The 17,516-nt window shown below is 63.5% G+C and carries 17 protein-coding genes and 1 tRNA gene; 12 read left to right on the plus strand and 6 right to left on the minus strand.

Annotation, left to right across the window (positions count from 1 at the left end; genetic code table 11):
• The first annotated feature begins 40 nt into the window (after positions 1-40).
• The 6 genes from IVB47_RS10600 (at position 41) to IVB47_RS10625 (ending at position 4,209) form a co-directional block, all read left to right on the plus strand.
• Entirely contained in the window at positions 41-289 is a 249-nt protein-coding gene (locus IVB47_RS10600; RefSeq protein ID WP_027569497.1) for a hypothetical protein, read from the plus strand.
• Between the two features lie 167 nt (positions 290-456).
• A complete protein-coding gene (locus IVB47_RS10605) occupies positions 457-1,575 on the plus strand; it encodes a helix-turn-helix transcriptional regulator (protein ID WP_247461448.1) in 1,119 nt (372 codons plus the stop codon).
• 112 nt (positions 1,576-1,687) lie between these two features.
• Positions 1,688-2,806, plus strand: coding sequence for a helix-turn-helix transcriptional regulator (locus IVB47_RS10610; RefSeq protein ID WP_247461450.1), 1,119 nt, complete (start codon positions 1,688-1,690; stop codon positions 2,804-2,806).
• A gap of 230 nt (positions 2,807-3,036) precedes the next feature.
• Positions 3,037-3,294 carry a hypothetical protein gene (locus IVB47_RS10615; RefSeq protein WP_247461452.1) on the plus strand — a complete coding sequence of 86 codons (258 nt, stop codon included), beginning with the start codon at positions 3,037-3,039 and terminating at the stop codon, positions 3,292-3,294.
• Positions 3,287-3,466, plus strand: a complete 180-nt coding sequence (locus tag IVB47_RS10620) for a hypothetical protein (RefSeq protein WP_247461454.1) — start codon at positions 3,287-3,289, stop codon at positions 3,464-3,466. The genes IVB47_RS10615 and IVB47_RS10620 overlap by 8 nt, the downstream gene beginning before the upstream one ends.
• Positions 3,467-3,480: 14 nt before the next feature.
• Positions 3,481-4,209, plus strand: a complete 729-nt coding sequence (locus IVB47_RS10625) for a sulfite exporter TauE/SafE family protein (RefSeq protein ID WP_247461456.1) — start codon at positions 3,481-3,483, stop codon at positions 4,207-4,209.
• Here the strand turns inward: IVB47_RS10625 and IVB47_RS10630 are convergent.
• Both IVB47_RS10630 and IVB47_RS10635 read right to left on the minus strand, forming a co-directional pair.
• Positions 4,206-7,394: a multidrug efflux RND transporter permease subunit gene (locus IVB47_RS10630; RefSeq protein ID WP_247461458.1), complete on the minus strand. Its 3,189-nt coding sequence runs from the start codon at positions 7,392-7,394 to the stop codon at positions 4,206-4,208. The genes IVB47_RS10625 and IVB47_RS10630 overlap by 4 nt on opposite strands.
• Before the next feature lie 148 nt (positions 7,395-7,542).
• Positions 7,543-8,784 carry an efflux RND transporter periplasmic adaptor subunit gene (locus tag IVB47_RS10635; protein WP_247461460.1) on the minus strand — a complete coding sequence of 414 codons (1,242 nt, stop codon included), beginning with the start codon at positions 8,782-8,784 and terminating at the stop codon, positions 7,543-7,545.
• A 201-nt stretch (positions 8,785-8,985) separates the two neighbouring features.
• On the opposite strand from IVB47_RS10635, the gene IVB47_RS10640 reads away from it, so the two are divergent.
• The gene (locus IVB47_RS10640) at positions 8,986-9,591 is read left to right on the plus strand and encodes a TetR/AcrR family transcriptional regulator (protein WP_247461462.1); all 606 of its coding nucleotides are present in this window, start codon (positions 8,986-8,988) and stop codon (positions 9,589-9,591) included.
• A 21-nt stretch (positions 9,592-9,612) separates the two neighbouring features.
• Here IVB47_RS10640 and IVB47_RS10645 read toward each other — a convergent pair whose 3' ends face one another.
• Positions 9,613-11,109 carry an amidase gene (locus tag IVB47_RS10645; RefSeq protein WP_247461464.1) on the minus strand — a complete coding sequence of 499 codons (1,497 nt, stop codon included), beginning with the start codon at positions 11,107-11,109 and terminating at the stop codon, positions 9,613-9,615.
• A gap of 383 nt (positions 11,110-11,492) precedes the next feature.
• Between IVB47_RS10645 and rnz the strand changes: the two genes are divergently transcribed.
• On the plus strand, positions 11,493-12,395 hold the full coding sequence (gene rnz / locus IVB47_RS10650; RefSeq protein WP_247461466.1) for a ribonuclease Z: 903 nt from the start codon (positions 11,493-11,495) through the stop codon (positions 12,393-12,395).
• Positions 12,396-12,404: 9 nt separating this feature from the next.
• Here rnz and IVB47_RS10655 read toward each other — a convergent pair whose 3' ends face one another.
• Positions 12,405-12,956, minus strand: a complete 552-nt coding sequence (locus IVB47_RS10655; protein ID WP_245287855.1) for an IclR family transcriptional regulator C-terminal domain-containing protein — start codon at positions 12,954-12,956, stop codon at positions 12,405-12,407.
• Between IVB47_RS10655 and IVB47_RS10660 the strand changes: the two genes are divergently transcribed.
• Both IVB47_RS10660 and IVB47_RS10665 read left to right on the plus strand, forming a co-directional pair.
• Positions 12,945-13,382 carry a tripartite tricarboxylate transporter substrate-binding protein gene (locus tag IVB47_RS10660; protein WP_245287856.1) on the plus strand — a complete coding sequence of 146 codons (438 nt, stop codon included), beginning with the start codon at positions 12,945-12,947 and terminating at the stop codon, positions 13,380-13,382. The genes IVB47_RS10655 and IVB47_RS10660 overlap by 12 nt on opposite strands.
• Positions 13,383-13,552: 170 nt before the next feature.
• A tRNA-Gln gene (locus tag IVB47_RS10665) sits at positions 13,553-13,626 on the plus strand.
• Positions 13,627-13,668: 42 nt separating this feature from the next.
• Here IVB47_RS10665 and IVB47_RS10670 read toward each other — a convergent pair.
• Complete coding sequence (locus IVB47_RS10670; protein ID WP_247461468.1) at positions 13,669-14,568, minus strand: caspase family protein; 900 nt, start codon at positions 14,566-14,568, stop codon at positions 13,669-13,671.
• A 35-nt stretch (positions 14,569-14,603) separates the two neighbouring features.
• Positions 14,604-16,466 (minus strand): caspase family protein, encoded by a 1,863-nt coding sequence (locus IVB47_RS10675; protein WP_247461470.1) that lies wholly within the window; start codon positions 16,464-16,466, stop codon positions 14,604-14,606.
• A 203-nt stretch (positions 16,467-16,669) separates the two neighbouring features.
• Here IVB47_RS10675 and IVB47_RS10680 point away from each other — a divergent pair, with 203 nt between their 5' ends.
• Both IVB47_RS10680 and IVB47_RS10685 read left to right on the plus strand, forming a co-directional pair.
• The gene (locus IVB47_RS10680) at positions 16,670-17,032 is read left to right on the plus strand and encodes a DUF1428 family protein (protein WP_247461472.1); all 363 of its coding nucleotides are present in this window, start codon (positions 16,670-16,672) and stop codon (positions 17,030-17,032) included.
• A 157-nt stretch (positions 17,033-17,189) separates the two neighbouring features.
• Positions 17,190-17,510: a hypothetical protein gene (locus IVB47_RS10685; protein WP_247461474.1), complete on the plus strand. Its 321-nt coding sequence runs from the start codon at positions 17,190-17,192 to the stop codon at positions 17,508-17,510.
• The last annotated feature ends 6 nt before the right edge of the window (positions 17,511-17,516 follow it).

A 17,516-nucleotide genomic window follows, 5' to 3' on the forward strand; every position in this document is an offset into this window, starting at 1 on the left:
GCACGGGCATGCGCCGCCCGCAGTTGGAGTCTTGTGTTGCATGCGCCGTTTTTTCTTTGATCTTATGCTCGGCAATATCGTGAAGATCGATCCGGGTGGCATGGTGTTCGAATGCCCCGAAGCGACATTCGTGGTGGCCAACGAGATGGCAAGCCACCTGTTCGTCTGGCGCGACGATTTGCGCGGCCGCGATGCCTGCATCCGGGTCAGAGACACCGACGGGCGCGAGATCTATCGCGCCGCGGTCTGGTCGGAGAATGTGGAGAAGGTCGGCTGGGACGAGGCGTGAGCGTCCCGGTGCGGGTATCGCAACTCCGCATCAGTAGCGCCCGAAACGGATACCCGTTCGTTCCGGCCGGGCTCCATCCGCCGGGCCGGCGTCCTCCGATCGGAGGATGCCGCATGCTGTGGTTGTGGTATGCTTGGTGATGTCGATCACCCAGGCCATTTATAGCCATGCACGGACCACGGAAACTGCCCGACCTGGTCGAGGCCATCTACGATGCCGGGCTCGATCCCTCGCTGTGGAATAACGTCGTCACCGGCATCCGCGACTTCGTCGGCGGCCAGGCCTGCGGGCTGTTTTCCAAGGACTCGATCAGCAAATTTGGCGTCACGCACTATTATTGCGGGGCGGACCCGCACTACATCCGGCTCTATTCCGAGACGCATTCGAAGTTCGATCCGCTGACGGTCCTGCCGCCGCATGGCCAGATCGTCAGCATCCCGGATCTCGTCAATTTCGATGAATATCGGCGAGGACGCTTTTACCAGGAATGGATGCGGCCGCAGGGTTGCAGCGATGCGGCCAACGTCGTGCTCGAGAATTCGAATCCGAGCTGCCCGGTGATGATGACGGTGCTGTCGGGCCGCCGGATGGTGGATCCCGTGATGAAGCACCGCCTCTCGCTGGTCGTCCCGCACGCCAGCCGCGCGTTGCTGATCAACCGCGCCATGACCTCGCAACTGTCGCTGGCGACGGCGTTGGCGGAGGTCCTGGACAATCTTGCCTGTGGCATCTTCCTGCTCGATGGTTTCTGCCGGGTGGTGCACGCGAATTCCGCGGGGCACGATTTGCTTGCGGCCGACGATCTGGTTCGGTCCGTTGCGGGGCAATTGGTGACCAGCAGTGCGGAGGCCAATCAGACGCTGCGGGAAGCGTTCGCGACCCGCAATGAAATAACCCTGCCTGCCACAAAGGGGCATGCGTTTTCGCTGCTTTCGCCTTCGGGCGAGCGCTACGTCGCGCACATCCTGCCGCTGTCGTCCGTCCTGCGGGACCGCAGCGAGCGGGTGATCGATGCCGTCGGTGCGCTGCTGCTGCGCAAGGTATCGCCCGGCGGACAGTCCTACGGCGAATTGATCGCGCGGACATTCGACCTTACACCGGCCGAGCTGCGCGTGTTCCTGTCGATCGTCGAGGTTGGCGGCGTCCCGGAGACGGCGGTCGCGCTCGGTATCGCGGAAACGACGGCGAAGACGCATCTGCATCGCGTGTTCGCCAAGACGGGCGTTTCGCGTCAGGCTGATCTTGTCAAGCTTGCTGCAGGATTCTCCAATCCGCTCGTCAACTAGACCGTTGATTTTGCCATCACGATTGAACCTTTCGCTCCCGCGCAAGACTCACGGAAGCCGCTAGGCATGAAGAACATGTCGCCATCTCCATGTGTCACCATTGGCTCTTCCGATGCCCCGACCTCCAAAGCCGTCCGAGTTGATCGAGACTATCTATGACGCGGGTCTCCACCCGGAGTTGTGGAGCGAGGTCGTTGTCAAGCTCAATGCCTTCATCGGCAGCCAGGCCTGTGGTCTGATTTCGAAGGACCCGGTCAGCAAATCAGGCGCGACGCATTATTACTGCGGGGTCGATCCGCACTACATTCAGCTCTATGCGGAGACCTACTCCCGGTACGACCCGCTCGCTCGGCTTCCGCGCTATGGCGAGGTGCGCAACATTCCCGATCTCGTGGATTTCGACGAATATCGCCGCGGCCGCTTCTACCAGGAATGGCTGCGCCCCCAGGGCTGCGTCGACGTCGCCAACGTGGTGCTGGAGCAGTCGAAGTCGCCCTGTCCGATGCTGATGACGGTGATCCCGGGCAGGGGGATGCTCGACGCCGAGCAACGGGCGCGGATGCAGTTCCTGGTTCCGCATGCGAGCCGGGCGTTGCTGATCAACCGGGCGATCGAACGGAAGCAGCAGCGCGCGATCGCGCTCGCCGACGTCGTGGACCAGTTGAATGCGGGTGTCATCCTGCTCGATTCGACCTGTCATATCGTCCACAGCAATTCGGCCGCGGAGAGAATCCTGGCCGTCGATGATGTCCTGCGGTCTGTCTCGGGCCGGTTGGTGGCAAGCTCCTCCACCGTAAGTTCGGCGTTGCGCGATATTTTCCGCGACACAAGCGAAGTCGCTTTGGCGGCATCTTCGGGTCGGAAAATTCCGCTGACGTCGCGTGACGGTTCCTACTACGTCGCGCAAATCATCGCGCTGCCATCATTGCTGCGCGAGGGGACGGCCGAGCGCAGTTCGGCCGTAGGAGCCTTGTTCATCTGGAAAGCGGAACTCGACGGCCGCTCGTGTGCCGGTCTCATTGATCGCACCTTCGAACTCACCCCTGCGGAACTGAGGGTCTTGCAGTCGATCGTCGATGTCGGCGGCGTGCCGGAGACCGCGGTTGCGCTCGGCATCGCGGAGACGACGGTGAAGACGCATTTGCATCGGGTGTTCGCCAAGACCGGCGTTTCTCGTCAAGCCGATCTCGTCAAGCTGGCAGCTGGATTCTCCAATCCGCTCGTGCACTGAGACGCGTTCAAAAACGCAGGCGAGTCGCTGCAGCTCGCAATAGGTTCAATCAGAAACATCATTAGAAAGTTATCGCGCGTCGTTCGATCGAATGACGCGATTTTCCGCGCTCTATTCTACTGAACATCACACGGTCTGTTGTTCGACGTATCGGGCATTTGTGTGAAGCAATTCACTGCAGACGGAAGTGGATCCCGTCAACCTCTCGAGCAGGTTGAGAGGAGATTGTCATGCGAACGGCGTCACCGGTTCTGACAGGCAGGTTCCGCGATATCGTCGCCCGCATAGGCGCGGTACTCCGCGCGCAGCGAGAAATCGACGCGCAGCGCGTGTTGCAACGCTATCGCCATCTGCTGGAGCAGCCGCACGAAACATTGCGTTTGAATGAAATCATTCCGGTCAGCAACGAAGAGGATATTGCAGAAAATGCCCACGGATCTGATGGGTGCGAGCGCGCCGCCGGACACCCCAAATTCGAACGTGCGTAACGTCAACGTCGTCGCGATCGCGCTGACCGCGGCGCTCGTCACGCTCCAACTGGTCGGCCTCGCGATGGTGGAGCGATCTCACGCTTACGCGATGCATCCGTCGGCCCCACTCGAGCCGGCCGCTTGCACGGAGAGCGCCGAGGTCCCTGTCTCGCAAATTACCTACGATTGACCGGAGGGCGGATTGTGCCTGATGTCACGACTCTGATGCTGCTCAGCGTCGCCGTGTTCGCCGGTGCCTTCGTCTCCGGGCTCTCGGGATTTGCCTTCTCGGCGGTGGCGGGCGCCATCCTGCTCCGAATGTTTCAGCCGCTCGAAGCCGTGCCGTTGATGATGGCGTGCAGCATCGGCGTGCAGGCCACCAATCTGTGGGCGCTTCGACGCAATATCCGCTGGGAAGGCAGCCTGCTGCTGATCGTCGGTGGCTTGATCGGCGTTCCCATTGCGGTATCGCTGCTCCAGAGCACCGATACGCATCTGCTCCGGCGCGGCTTCGGCATCATCGTTGCACTCTATGCGGCCTACATGTTGCTGCGGCCGACGTTGGTGACGGCCGGCGAGGCGGTCGGGCGGCATTGGGTTGCCTTGATCGGGTTCGGGGGAGGGCTGGTCGGCGGGCTGACCGCGATGCCCGGCGCGATCCCGACGATCTGGTGCGACATGCGCGGCATGCCCAAGAGCGAGCAGCGCGGCCTGGTGCAGCCGTTCATCGCCGCGATGCAGCTGTTCGCGATCGCGCTGCTGGTCGGACATCAGGATCTGTCGTCAAAAGTCTTCGTCGATCTCGCGGTCAGCCTGCCGGCGCTGTTCGCAGGCTCCGCGCTCGGCGTAATCGCCTTCCACAGGGTCAACGAGACGGTCTTTCGCAAGACCGTGCTCGTTCTGTTGTTGCTGTCGGGGATTTCCCTGATCTAGTGCCCGACGGGTTGCACCGGCGCTGCGCTGGTATCGTTGCCGTGATGCGTCAGCGGCTTCATGCCGGTGACGGTCCGCAGCAGCACATAAAACACCGGCGTCAGGAACAGGCCGAACACGGTGACGCCGATCATGCCGGAGAACACGGCGACGCCCATGGCGCGCCGCATCTCCGAGCCTGCGCCGGTGGACAACACCAGCGGCAAGACGCCCATGATGAATGCCATCGACGTCATCAGGATCGGGCGCAACCGCAGCCGGCTCGCCTCGATCGCGGCCCGGATCGGCGTGCGGCCTGCGAACTCGAGCTCGCGCGCGAATTCGACGATCAGGATCGCGTTCTTGGCCGAGAGTCCAACCAGCACGATCAAGCCGATCTGGGTGAAGACGTTGTTGTCGCCCTTGGAGATCCAGACGCCGAACATCGCAGCCAACAGGCCCATCGGCACGATCATGAGGATCGAGAGCGGCAAGGTCAGGCTTTCATAGAGTGCGGCCAGCACCAGGAACACCAGCAGGATCGCCAGCGGGAACACCCAGAGGCCGGAATTGCCGGCGATGAACTCCTGATAGGTCAGGTCGGTCCATTCGAAGGCGAAGCCGGGCGGCAATGTCTCCGCCGCGATCCGCGTCGCCACCTCCTGTGCCTGGCCGGAGGAAAAGCCGGGCGCAGCCGCCGCGTTGATGTCGGAGGACAGGAAGCCGTTGTAGCGGATCGCGCGCTCGGGGCCCGCGCTCTGGCGGATCGTGAGCAACGCCGACAGCGGCACCATGTCGCCGGAGGACGAGCGCACCTTCAACTGCCTGATGTCGTCGGCACGCGCGCGGAACGGCGCGTCGGCCTGCACGTAAACGGAATAGGTGCGGCCAAACTTGTTGAAGTCGTTGACGTAGTAGGAACCGAGATAGATCTGGAGCGTGTTGAACACCTCCGTCACGGGGACGCCGAGCTGGAGCGCCTTGGTGCGGTCGATGTCGGCAAAGAGCTGGGGCACGTTGACCTGGAAGCTCGAGAACACGCCGGCGATCTCCGGTGCCTTCTGCATCGCCGCCATGAACGCATTCGTCGCCTGGTTCAGCGCCTCATAGCCGAGGCCGGCGCGATCCTCGATCTGCAGCTTGAAGCCGCCGATGGTGCCGAGACCGTTGACCGGCGGCGGTGGGAACATGGCGATGAAGGCCTCCTGAATCCCCGCGTATTTCTTGTTGAGGTCGGCCGCGATTGCATTGCCGCTCAGCGCGGGGCCCTTGCGCTCGTCGAACGGCTTCAGCGTTGAGAACACGATGCCGGCGTTGGAGGAGTTGGTGAAGCCCGAGATCGACAGGCCCGGGAATGCAACCGAGCTCTCGACACCGGGCTGGGTCAGCGCGATGTCGCTCATCTTGCGGATGACGTCTTCGGTGCGGTCCAGCGTTGCGCCATCAGGCAGTCGTGAGAACCCGACCAGATACTGCTTGTCCTGACCCGGCACGAAGCCGCTCGGGACCTGCTGGAACAGGAAGGCGGTGAGGCCGACCAGGAGCACATAGAGGCCCATGACGGCCGCCTTGCCCGAGATCACCTTGGTGACGGTGCCGCTGTAATTCTCCGACGAGCGTGTGAACACCTTGTTGAAGCCGCGGAAGAACCAGCCGAGGCCCTTTTCCATGATGATGGTCAGCCGGTCTTTCGGCTCGTTGTGTCCCTTGAGCAGCAGGGCCGACAACGCCGGCGACAGCGTCAGCGAGTTGACGGCCGAGATCACGGTCGAGATCGCGATCGTCAGCGCGAACTGCTTGTAGAATTGCCCGGTGAGGCCGGAGATGAAGGCGAGCGGCACGAACACGGCGATCAGAACCATGGCGATCGCGATGATCGGCCCCGACACCTCGCGCATCGCCTGGTAGGTCGCATCGCGCGGCGATAGCCCGCCCTCGATGTTGCGCTCGACGTTCTCGACCACCACGATGGCGTCGTCGACCACGATGCCGATCGCAAGCACCAGGCCGAACAGGCTGAGCGCGTTGATGGAGAAGCCGAAGACGTGCATCACGGCGAAGGTGCCGACGATCGACACGGGCACCGCCAGCAGCGGAATGATCGAGGCGCGCCAGGTCTGGAGGAACAGGATCACCACCAGCACCACCAGCGCGATCGCCTCCAGCAGCGTGTGGATCACGGCCTCGATCGACGAGCGGACGAATTGGGTCGGGTCGTAGACGATCTGGTAGGACACGCCTTCCGGCATGTTCTTCTTGATCTCGGCCATGGTGGCCCGAACGTGGTCGGAAATCTCGAGCGCATTGGAGCCGGGCGCCTGGAAGATCGGGATCGCAACCGCCTGCTTGTTGTCGAGCAGCGAACGCAGGCCGTATTGCGAGGCGCCGAGCTCGATGCGTGCGACGTCGCGCAGCCGCACCACCTCGCCACGCGTGCCGGTCTTGACCACGATGTCGCCGAACTGCTCCTCGTTCGCAAGCCGTCCCTCGGCGTTGACGGACAGTTGCAGGTCGATGCCCTTGACGTTCGGGGACGAGCCGACCACGCCGGCGGCGGCCTCGACGTTCTGCGCCTGGATCGACTTGACGATGTCGCTTGCGGTGAGGCCGTGCTCGGCTGCCTTCTGCGGATCGACCCACACCCGCATCGAATAGTCGCCGGCGCCATAGAGTTGAACGTCGCCGACGCCGTCGATCCGCGCCAGCCGGTCCTTGACGTTGAGCACGGCGTAGTTGCGCAAATACGTCATGTCGTAGCGATTGTTTGGCGACAGCAGATGCACGACCATGGTGAGGTCGGGCGAGGACTTCTTGGTGATGATGCCGAGCTGCCGCACCACGGCGGGCAGGCGCGGCTCGGCCTGCTGCACGCGGTTCTGCACCAGCTGCGTCGCCTTGTCAGGATCGGTGCCGAGCCGGAACGTCACCGTCAGCGTCATCGCGCCGTCGGTGGTCGCCTGGCTCGACATGTAGAGCATGTTCTCGACGCCGTTGATCTGCTCCTCGATCGGCGTCGCCACCGTTTCCGCGATCACCTTCGGATTGGCGCCGGGATAGGTTGCGCGCACCACCACCGAGGGCGGCACGACGTCGGGATATTCCGAGATCGGCATCGCGAACAGCGAGATCAGGCCCGCGAGAAAGATCAGGACCGACAGCACGCCGGCGAAAATCGGACGATCGATGAAGAATTTCGAGAGATTCATGGCCTTGCCCCGGCGCGAGAGATGACTCTCCCGTCATTCCGGGGCGCGGACAAAGCCGCGAACCCGGAATCCAGAAGTATGTCTAGGTAGTTCAACGATTTCGACATTCCGGTTCGCGCTGCCCGCGCGCTCCGGCATGGCGGAGACGCTAACGCTGCACGACGTCCTGATTGCTGTGGTTGGATGCCTGCTGCGGCCCGCGCGCGCCCATTGCCGCGATCTCCGTCTTGAGCAGGGCACCCGGGCGCACGCGCTGGAGGCCGTTGACGATGATGCGGTCGCCGGTCTTCAGCCCGGCCGTCACGATACGCAACCCGTCCACCGAGCCGCCGAGCGTGATCGACCGGTAGACCGCGCGGCTATCGTCGCCGACCGCCATTACGAACTTCTTGTCCTGGTCGGTACCGATCGCGCGCTCGTCGATCATGACCAGCGATTGCTGCTTGGGCTGGCCCATGCGCACGCGGGCGAACTGACCGGGGATGAGACGCCCGTCCTCGTTGTCGAACACCGCGCGGACACGGATGGTGCCGCTTTGGCCGTTGACCTGGTTGTCGATGAGCTGGATGTGCCCCTTCGCCGAGAGACCGCCGGAGGTCGCCATCGCGACCGGGATCTGGTCGAGATTGCCGCGCTTGCCGGAGTCCTCGGAAATCGAGTTCAACGCCCGCACCACCAGCTCTTCATCCGCATCGAATGACGCATAGATCGGATTGACCGAGACCAGCGAGGTCAGCACCGGAGAGGCGGTGCCGGCGGCGACGAGATTGCCGACGGTGATTTCGATCTTGCCGACGCGGCCGTCCACGGGCGCACGTACCTCGGTATAATCGAGATTGAGTTTTGCGGTCTGGAGCGTCGCCTCGGCCGCCTTCACGTTGGCGATGGCCTCGCGGTTGGCGTTGTCGCGCTGGTCGTAGTCGCGCCGCGTGACCACCGCGTTGCCCACCAGTTGCGCGCCGCGCTCCAGCTCATTCTGCGTGAACACGACGCGCGCTTTCGCAGCTTCGAGCTGGGCCGCGGCCTTGTCGACCTCGGCCGCGTAGGGCGCCGGGTCGATCTTGAACAGGACGTCGCCTGCCTTCACCAGCGCACCTTCGGTGAAGTTGGTCGAAAGGATCGCGCCGGCCACGCGCGGGCGAAGCTCGACGCGTTGGATGGCCTCGAGCCGGCCGGAGAAATCGTCCCACAGCACCGTCTGCTTTGGTTCGATCAGCGCGACAGTGACGGGGACGGCTTGCTCGGCCGCGGCGGTCGCGGTCGCCTGCGCGGCACGAAAATAATGGCCGGTCGCGATCGAGCCGGCTACGACGAGAGCGCCCATGATGGCGACGCCGCCGAGAAGGCGGCGGACACGGCCAGGGCGAGAGGTATTTTGGGAGGGGGGCATTTGCGCGCTCCAGATATGTAGTGTTCACTACAGATGTGGAGCTGGATACCGCAGCGCAAGATACTTATGTACCGTCCGCTAAGAAAATTGTAGCCCCTTACCGCAAGAGTTGGCAAGTGGAAGAGAAAATAAAGCGAGAACAAAGAGATAGGATCGGGCGTTAGGCTCAGGGACGACGCCGATTTCGAGGAGAACAGGCACATGGGCATGGGACGCCCCCGCGAATTCGACGCCGAAACGGCGTTGGACCAGGCGATGGAAGTGTTTTGGCGCCATGGCTACGAGGGTGCCACGATCGCTCAATTGACCGAGGCCATGGGGATAAATCCGCCCAGCCTCTATGCCTGTTTCGGCAACAAGGAAGGGCTGCTGAAGGCCGCACTCGACCGCTATACCAAACTGCGCAACGTCTGGATGGACGAGGTGGTGGCGGCACCCACCGCCCGCGACGTCGCCGAGCGGATGCTGATGGGCATCGCGGACAAGCAAACTGATCCGGCCAACCCGCCGGGCTGCCTGCTCGTGCAGGGCGGCATTGCATGCGGCACCGGATCAGAGAGCGTCCCTTTTGAACTCGCCGCCCGCCGCGCCGAGAACGAGGACCAGCTTCGCGATCGCTTCATTCGCGCAAAGGCCGAAGGCGATCTCAAGCCGACTTCAGATCCCGCCGCGCTCGCGCGCTATGTCTCAGCGGTATCCGTCGGTATGGGCGTGATGGCGTCTTCGGGCTCGGACCGCGAAGCGTTGCAGCAGGTCGCGAGTGTCGCCGTGCAGGCGGTCGAAGCGCAGTCGGCCAACAGAACTTAATCGCCCTCGATCAGCTCGTCATTACTTGGCAGACAGCAACGGCGGCGGGACGAAGCCGCCGAACTCGCGTTCCATCAGTCCGGCGAGCGCAATCGTGGTGCGGTCCTCGAGATAAGGCCCGATGATCTGGACGCCGATCGGCAGGCCCGATGGCGTGCGCTCGATCGGAACGGTGGTCGCAGGCAGTCCGCAGGTCGAAGCGGGGTCTGCCCAGATGAAGCACGCATCGGCATAGTTGTAGAGCTGTCCGTCGATATCGAGTTGCCGCGCGTCGAACGGCTCGGACTGGTCCTGTGGAAACGCCGGCATGGCCGCGGCCGGATAGATCACTGCGTCGAAATCTCGGAACAGCTCCTGCCATCGTTGTTGCAGCCGCAGGCGCGCCGCATCGGTCGCCAGCCATTCACGATGGACCATCGCCCAGCCCCGCGCGCGCTCGGCCTGCAGGCTGCGGTCCTCGGGCGAGAGTGCCGCGGCAACTCCTTGCGCCTCCGCGAGGGCGGCCGGTGTCAGGCGCGGGCTGCGCGCGGCGTTGAGCAGCTTCATGTAAAGCCGCGCGGACTCGGCGAGATCGGGCAGCGATGCGCTCGACCGCGAAACCCGTGCGCCTGATCGTTCGAGCCGTTCCGACAACCGTCCGATGGCGGAACGCACGGCATCGCCTGTCGGCATCAGCGGATGCGCATCGATCACGAGGATCCTGAAATCCCTGAGCTGGTCGTGTCGGGGGGCCGGCAACGCAAGACGATAGCCGATCCCGTCGCGCGTCTCGTCGGGGCCGGCGATCACGTCGAGGGCGAGCGCAAGATCCGAGGCGGTGCGCGTCATCGGCCCGACGACGGCCAGATCGCCCTGGCCAGGCACGGGCGGCGCCGGCGGCAGGCTGTATCCGCGCAGCGGGACCAGGCCGAGGCTCGGCTTGTGTCCGAACACACCGCAGAAATGCGCAGGTACCCGGATCGAGCCGCCGATGTCCGAGCCGATCGAGAGCGGTCCGAACCCCGCGGCCAGCGCCGCGCCCGATCCGCCTGAGGAGCCGCCGGGCGATCGGCCGAGATCCCATGGATTGTTCGTCGTCCCGTAGATCTCATTGTAGCTCTGAAAATCCCGCAGACCGATCGGGATGTTGGTCTTGCCGATGATGACAGCGCCCGCCGCCTTCAACCGCGAGACGACAAGGGCGTCCTCCGCCGGCTGGAAATCCCTGAAATGCGGAAAGCCCCATGTCGTCGGCAGGCCGGCGACGTTGAACGGTTCTTTCAACGTCACGGGGATGCCGAGCAATGGCTGCTGCTCGCCGCGGCCAAGCGCGGCATCGGCGGCGCGTGCGGCGTCTCTTGCGCGATCGAAATCGCGAACGACGACGGCATTGATCCGCCCGTCCAGCGCCTCGATGCGCGCGATCGTATGCTCGATCAACTCCGACGCAGAAACCTTGCGCGCGTGCAGGGCGCTCAGCAGTGTGCTGATCGAACCGTAGTCCCAGTCAGTGGGCATCTGCGGCAGTCCCCGTTGCATCACGATCTCCATTGTCTCGCCTCGCCGTGTCGAGGTCGTTCGGCTGCAAGCCGCGAGTCGATTCATGTATCGAACATGCGGCGGGAAAAGGTGCGGTCGGCCATGCCATCCGAACCGCTCACGGCGTCGGCGCGACTTGCGGATTCAAAATCTGGGATCATGCAATTCTGCGCCTGTTTTGCCCGACGAGTCAAACCGTCTTTGCGGGCAGGATACCCGCCACGCGGTGCGAATTCTTCAATGATTTGTACTGTGCATGGGGTTGTTTTCGCGTTTTTTTTCGAGCGTCCTGCGGGGACCGGCGCTTGATGCGGATCGATGGGCTCTGTACGCGCTGCTGCTCGCGTGGCATTGGGGGCGGTGAAGTCTGGATACTGACGAGCATGTTCGCCCTGACATTCCTTGGGACCTCGGCAAGCGTTCCGTCGACGGAGCGCAACCATCCGGCTCTCCTCGTGGAGGCTGCGGGCAAGCGGGTCCTCATCGATTGCGGCGAGGGTACGCAGCGCCAGTTGCTGCGCAGCGGTGCGGGGTTTCGGCGGCTTGACCGCATTCTGCTGACGCATGCCCATCTCGATCACGTGCTCGGCATCCCCGGTCTCTTCTCGACGCTGGGGTTGCGCCAGCAATCGGACGTGATGACCGTCCATGGAGGGCAGGGGACACTCGACATCGTCATCCGCATGCTTGCCGGCCTGTGGGGCACAGGCAGGGCGCCGATCCCTGTGGAGTTCGCGCCGCTGATTGAAGGACAGGTTATCGACGCCGGTGACTTCACCATCGACTGCTTTCCGGTCCGCCACCGGGACACCGACAGCTTTGGTTTTTCCTTCCGGAGCCCCGCACGTCGCCATCTGGAGCGGGAGCGACTCGCTGAGCTCGGTGTTCCCGATGGGCCGATGCGCGGAGAACTGGCGGCGGGACGACCGGTCGTGATCGCCGGCCGTACGATCAATCCGGAAGACGTTCTGGGGCCGCCGAGCGGCGGCAGGAAGCTCGTGGTAATCGGCGACACCGAAACCACCGACGGGCTATCCAAACATGTCGTCGACGCCGATCTGCTGGTGGTCGAGGCGACCTTCCTCGATCGCGACGCTGCGACCGCACGGGACTATGGCCACCTCACCGCCCGCGAGGCGGCTTCATTTGCCGCCGCGAACAGCGTCGGGCAACTCGTGCTGAATCACATGTCGGGGCGTTATCGGGACGAAGAAATTCTGGCCGAAGCGACAAGGATTTTTCCAAGTACCCGGATCGCTGCCGACTTCGATCACATCGTGATTTGAACGCCGCCCTCAGCTCGTCAATCCCGACTTGATCGCGAGGTCCTGCACCTCGCGCGTCGCCTGCATCAGCCTTGGCAGTGCCTGGTCGCGGAACGTCTGCATGTCCATGCGCATCGCATCGACAGTGACGCTCAATCCCCCGATCACGAGACCCCGGGCATCGAAGATCGGCGTTGCCAGCGTGCGCAGGCCATAGGCGTTCTCGCCGTCGGAGACGGCATGGCCCTTCTTTTTCACCTGATCGAGCCGGGCGAGCAGGGCATCGAGATCGGTCAGCGTTCGCTCCGACAATTTGACGCGAGGGCGCGCTTCCAGTCGCTCGATCTGCTCGTCCCGCGCCAGATGCGCCAGCATGGCATGACCGAGCGCGGCGCTGTAGGCGGGAATGCGCGTGCCCGGCCGGCGATCCATCTTGTGGCGGTCGAGGCCCGCGCCGATGCGCGCGAGATAAACCACGTCGCCGCCGTCGAGGATCCCGAGCGAGGCCGCATCGCCGACATCAGGCACGAGATCGCGCAGCAGCGGTTCGACGATCGGCCGCAACGATCCGTGCGACAGCACGGTGTAGCCAAGGTCGAGACAGGCAACCCCGAGGATCTGCTCAGTGGCCAGATCGATCTGGCCTTCGACAACGTGCCGCTGCTGCTGCCGCAGGTGAAGACCGGCCAGCTCGCGATGCTTGCGACCGCAACGCCCAAGCGCGCCGCCTTCGATCCGGAAACGCCCGCGGTCGCCGAATTCCTGCCCGGCTTCGAGGCCGTCGCCTGGCATGGCTTCTTCGTTCCCGCCGCGACGCCGAAGCCGATCGTCGAAAAGCTCTCGGCCGAGATCCGCGCCTTCATGCAGCAGCCGGAGACGGTGCAGAAGATGGCCGAGCTCGGCGCAACCGCGGCTGCGGTGGATTCCGAACCGTTCGCGGCCTACATCGCCGCGGAAACGGCGCGCTGGAAGAAGGTGATCGAAGCCGCGAACATCAAGCTGGAGTAGCTGTCGGCGGGATCTCCGGGGGAGGCACGCAGCCCATCCACTGCAGCGCTTGCCAGCCCACGGCCGAGCGGGTAGAACGCTGCCACGCCTGAGCCGTGATTTGCGCTGAATGCGCTTCCGGCCCCAGCCGGGCTATTCAATAAGCCATTGAATTTGTTCGGCTATTCCGTTGGGGAATGGTGTAACGGTAGCACAACAGACTCTGACTCTGTTTGTCTAGGTTCGAATCCTAGTTCCCCAGCCAATTCCGGCGCCTTTCTGTTTCGCCCGCTGCGCCGTGTCGGCGTTACCTCGAATTTCTGCGCGCCGGATTCTTTCCTTTTTTCGCTGCTGATTTCTTTTTCTTCGTTACGGCCTTCTTCGTCTTGGCCAGGGTGAAGGGGCGAGCGGCCATGAAGGCCGGATTGCTGGCGCCCACCAGCGACAGTTTGGGTGACTGATCCGGCGGCATCTTGGCGCCGATGGCGGTGTGGAAGCGCCGGTAAGATCCCTTGAATGTCCCGCCGTTCCAGACCGCCTTCAGCGTTCCCGTGAACAGGCCGTTGAATGTGCCGTCCTGCGAGAACTGGTTGTCCTGGCAGCCGGAGATCAGCAGCACCGACGCCTTGACGTTGGAGAAGGCCTCGGAAAGATCGCGTCGCTTCAGGATCGGATCATAGGTCTTCCTGTTGGCCTGGTAGACGCGCAGCGCCATCTCGTCCGGCATCGCGCGATAGACGGTACCGAGGACGGTGCGTGCCCTGGCTTGATAGTGCAGGGCCTTGCTCACGCTGCCGCTATGACAGCTATCCGAGAGCAGCAGAATGCGCACGCCGGCTGCAAATGCGCCCCATGAGGAATACAGCTCGTCATCGACCAACTCGCCGTCGTAGAGGCACCAAGTCTCGTCCTTGCCGTCAGGCTCGTCGCCGTTGAGGTCCGGCAACTGACCGCCGTGGCCCGAATAGGTCAGGAAGAACATGTCGCCGGATTTGAGGGACTTGGCCGCGTGCGCGATGCCGCCCAGGACGGCCGCGCGTGTCGCCTTGCGGGTGACGAGCCTGGTCGGCGCGAAGCCGCTTGTGTGGGCGAGATCCGCCATGTCGTTGGCGTCTGCTTCGCAGGCGTTGAGAGGACCGCTCCAGCCTTCGTAATGCTGCGGATCGACCGCGTTCAATCCGATGTGCAGGGACATGCCTGTTGCCATGATTACTTCTCCAAAGCCTGATCGCGCGTGCTTTGCTATCTCTTCTTTCTCGTCGCCTTCTTTGTCGCCGGCGCCTGCTTGCGCCCCGTCTTACGCGGCCGCCTGGACGGTGTTTTCGCAGCAGGTCTGGCGGACGCCGCGCCTTGCGAATTGCCCCACGGCACAGGAGCCGCACAGCGAACCTTGGCGCCGACCAGATTCGGCGTCTGGCTGTATCGCATCCGCCTCAGTTTCTCCGTGACCAGCTCGTTGAGCGTCTTGAACGAGGGATTTTCGCCCTTGGCCCTCAGCTCGCGCAGAGTGCCGGCCATGGAGTAGGTGTAGATGCCATAAGACGTCACGCCATCCCGGTATTCGTAGGAGAGCTGCTGCTCCTGACAGGCCTCGAGCAGGATCGGCATGTACGGCCCGAGATGGTCGAGCTCCTTGCGCGTCTTGTCGTAATCCTTGTCCGGCTTGGTTCGCAGCATCATCGCGCGCCCCAGCCGTTGTGTTGCCCCGTTCTGCCCGAGGAAGTCGGCTCCATTCTTTCTGTCCTTCAAGCTCCTGTTCAGCGGCGTGAAGTCGCGCGGCACCCACATCCGCTCGGCGGCATCCCATTTCAGCGCACGGTGGCGGATGTCGTCCGGCGGGCTCAAACCCCGGACACGAGGACCGCCATCGCGCGTCATCCCGCCCGAATGGCAGCAATCGAACATCGCCACGAAATAGCTGTCATAGGGCAGCTGCGAATACAGCTCGGCGAACTGGCGGTCCAGAATGGCGTGGGCCGGGGACCAGTCGAAATCATAGGGAACGAGACATTCGTCGACGTGATCAGGCTCGCCCTGGATGTTGTAGCGGGGAATTTGGGCGCCGTGCCCCGAATAGAACAGCATGCGCTCGTCACCGCCACGAACGCCGTCGAGCAACCAATGCAACCGGTCCATGATCCCTTGCGTCGTCGCGCGATCGTTGAGAACGATGCGGATATCTTCCGGCTCGAAACCGCTCTCCTGGAGCACCGAGCTCATCAGGAACACATCGTTGACGCAGCCTTCGAGCCTGCTGGCCGGGTCAGGATAGTCGTTGATGCCGATCAGCAGCGCGCGGCGGCCGGGTTTGACAGCAAGGCTCGCCATCTCGCGCGCAGCGCTCACGATCGCGCGCGAGGCAGGCGCCGGAGCGCCCTCATGCCAGACCGTCGCAACTGTGCTGGTGTGCGACAGGTACCATGTCGCATCGTGATTGAGCGCGTCGTTGGGAACGTCGAAGGACACGATGACCTGCTGATAATTATCCGCACGAATGTCGAGCGGATAGGTCAGCACGTGATCGCCGGGATTATAGAGGTGGTACCATTTTCGGCAGGTTAGGGGCTGAATGCGGCCGGCAAAGACGTCGCGCACCGCGGGGTTGCCGATTTGCGAGCCGAAGCTGACGAAGATCGCATCCTTGATCGCGTCGCCGTCGTGCAGGAAGGTGTCGTAGCAGATCAGCGAGCCGAGGCTGTGCGCCAGGACCATGTCGTAGGTCTTGCCGTCGATCTTGTCGAGAATGAGCCGGCGGAGGTCCTTGCGGAGCTGTTCGTCGGTTGACCACTGGGCGATCATGCCTGCGGTCCATTTGATGACGGCGGGGATGTCGCCGATGCCGCGTGCGCCAGTCAGGAGGTCGCCGATGCCGTGAACGACCGCGCTCGCCAGCAGCTTGGCCGCGGCCGCGGCGTAGGTGAGGGAATTGAGCGGGGCCTTCTCGAACAGATCGTCGTAGCGAACGAAATCAATCTCGAGCTGGACTCCCTGGTCGACCTGCTCGACGGCACGCGTGATGACTTCGGACCAGGACTGCTGAAACCCGGCATCGATCTCCGCGTGACCGACGCCGTGGACGCAAAGCAACGACAGGCGGGTGCTCATGAAAGCGGCCTCCTCAAATGCAATCTGAAATAGCGGCTGTGCGGATGCAAACGTCAGGGATGATGTCACGGAGCCGCGACGGGCGAATGTGAAGTAGCGCACGAATTGCTCGCGACAGTTTGCCTCACCTTGCGGGTGCCACGACGAGTCGGGCCGCCGCGCGCTGGATCGTCCTCCGGACACACAACCCAAGGAGATCCGTGATGCCCTATGTCGATGGTTTCGTGCTGGCCGTGCCGAAGGACAACATCGAGGCGTACAAGGCACTGGCGACAACAGCCTGCGCGATCTGGATGGAGCACGGTGCGCTCGATTACGTCGAATGCATTGGCGACGACGTGCCCTATGGCGAGCTGACCTCGTTTCCGCGCGCGGTGATGGCGAAGGAGGACGAGATCGTGGTGTTCTCATGGATCGTCTATCGCGACCGGAAGACTCGCGACGCCGTCAACAAGAAGGTGATGGCGGACCCGCGGCTGAAGTTGGAGGGCATGCCGTTCGACGGCAAGCGCATGATCTATGGCGGCTTCACGACGCTGCTGAGGGCGAGCGACCCCGTGAAGTGAGGGCGCTGACCAGTCCCACACATCGGTGCTTGCCCATGCAGCAGCATCGTGGCTAGCCGTTTCACTTGCCGGCTACAGCCTTTACGTCAAGGACGGCGATCTCGTGCATGACCTCAGCATCGGCGGCAGTCACCAGATCGTCCGCTCGGAGCGCTAGGTGCCGTCGGGCGCGCGGCGGTTCGGCGTGCATGTCGAACGTCTCGTGCGCAAGCAGCCGCCGGCCAAGGGCTCGCGTACCGGCGTCACCGGCTACACGCGGCTGATCGACGGCGAGCCGGCGGGAGCGCTGCAGACCCAGCTCGGATTCCACATGCTGATCTCGTGGTCCGGCCTCGACATCGGCCGCGACAGCTCGGTGTCGCATTACGATGCGCCGTTCGAATTCGAAGGACGGCTCTCGCGCGTCACTGTCGTCATGCACGACGACCAGAAGCTCGACGGCGACGCCGTCGGCAACGCGCAGATGGCGCGGCGGTGAACGCGC

This window comes from Bradyrhizobium sp. 62 (assembly GCF_023073035.1).
Taxonomy (GTDB): Bacteria; Pseudomonadota; Alphaproteobacteria; order Rhizobiales; family Xanthobacteraceae; genus Bradyrhizobium.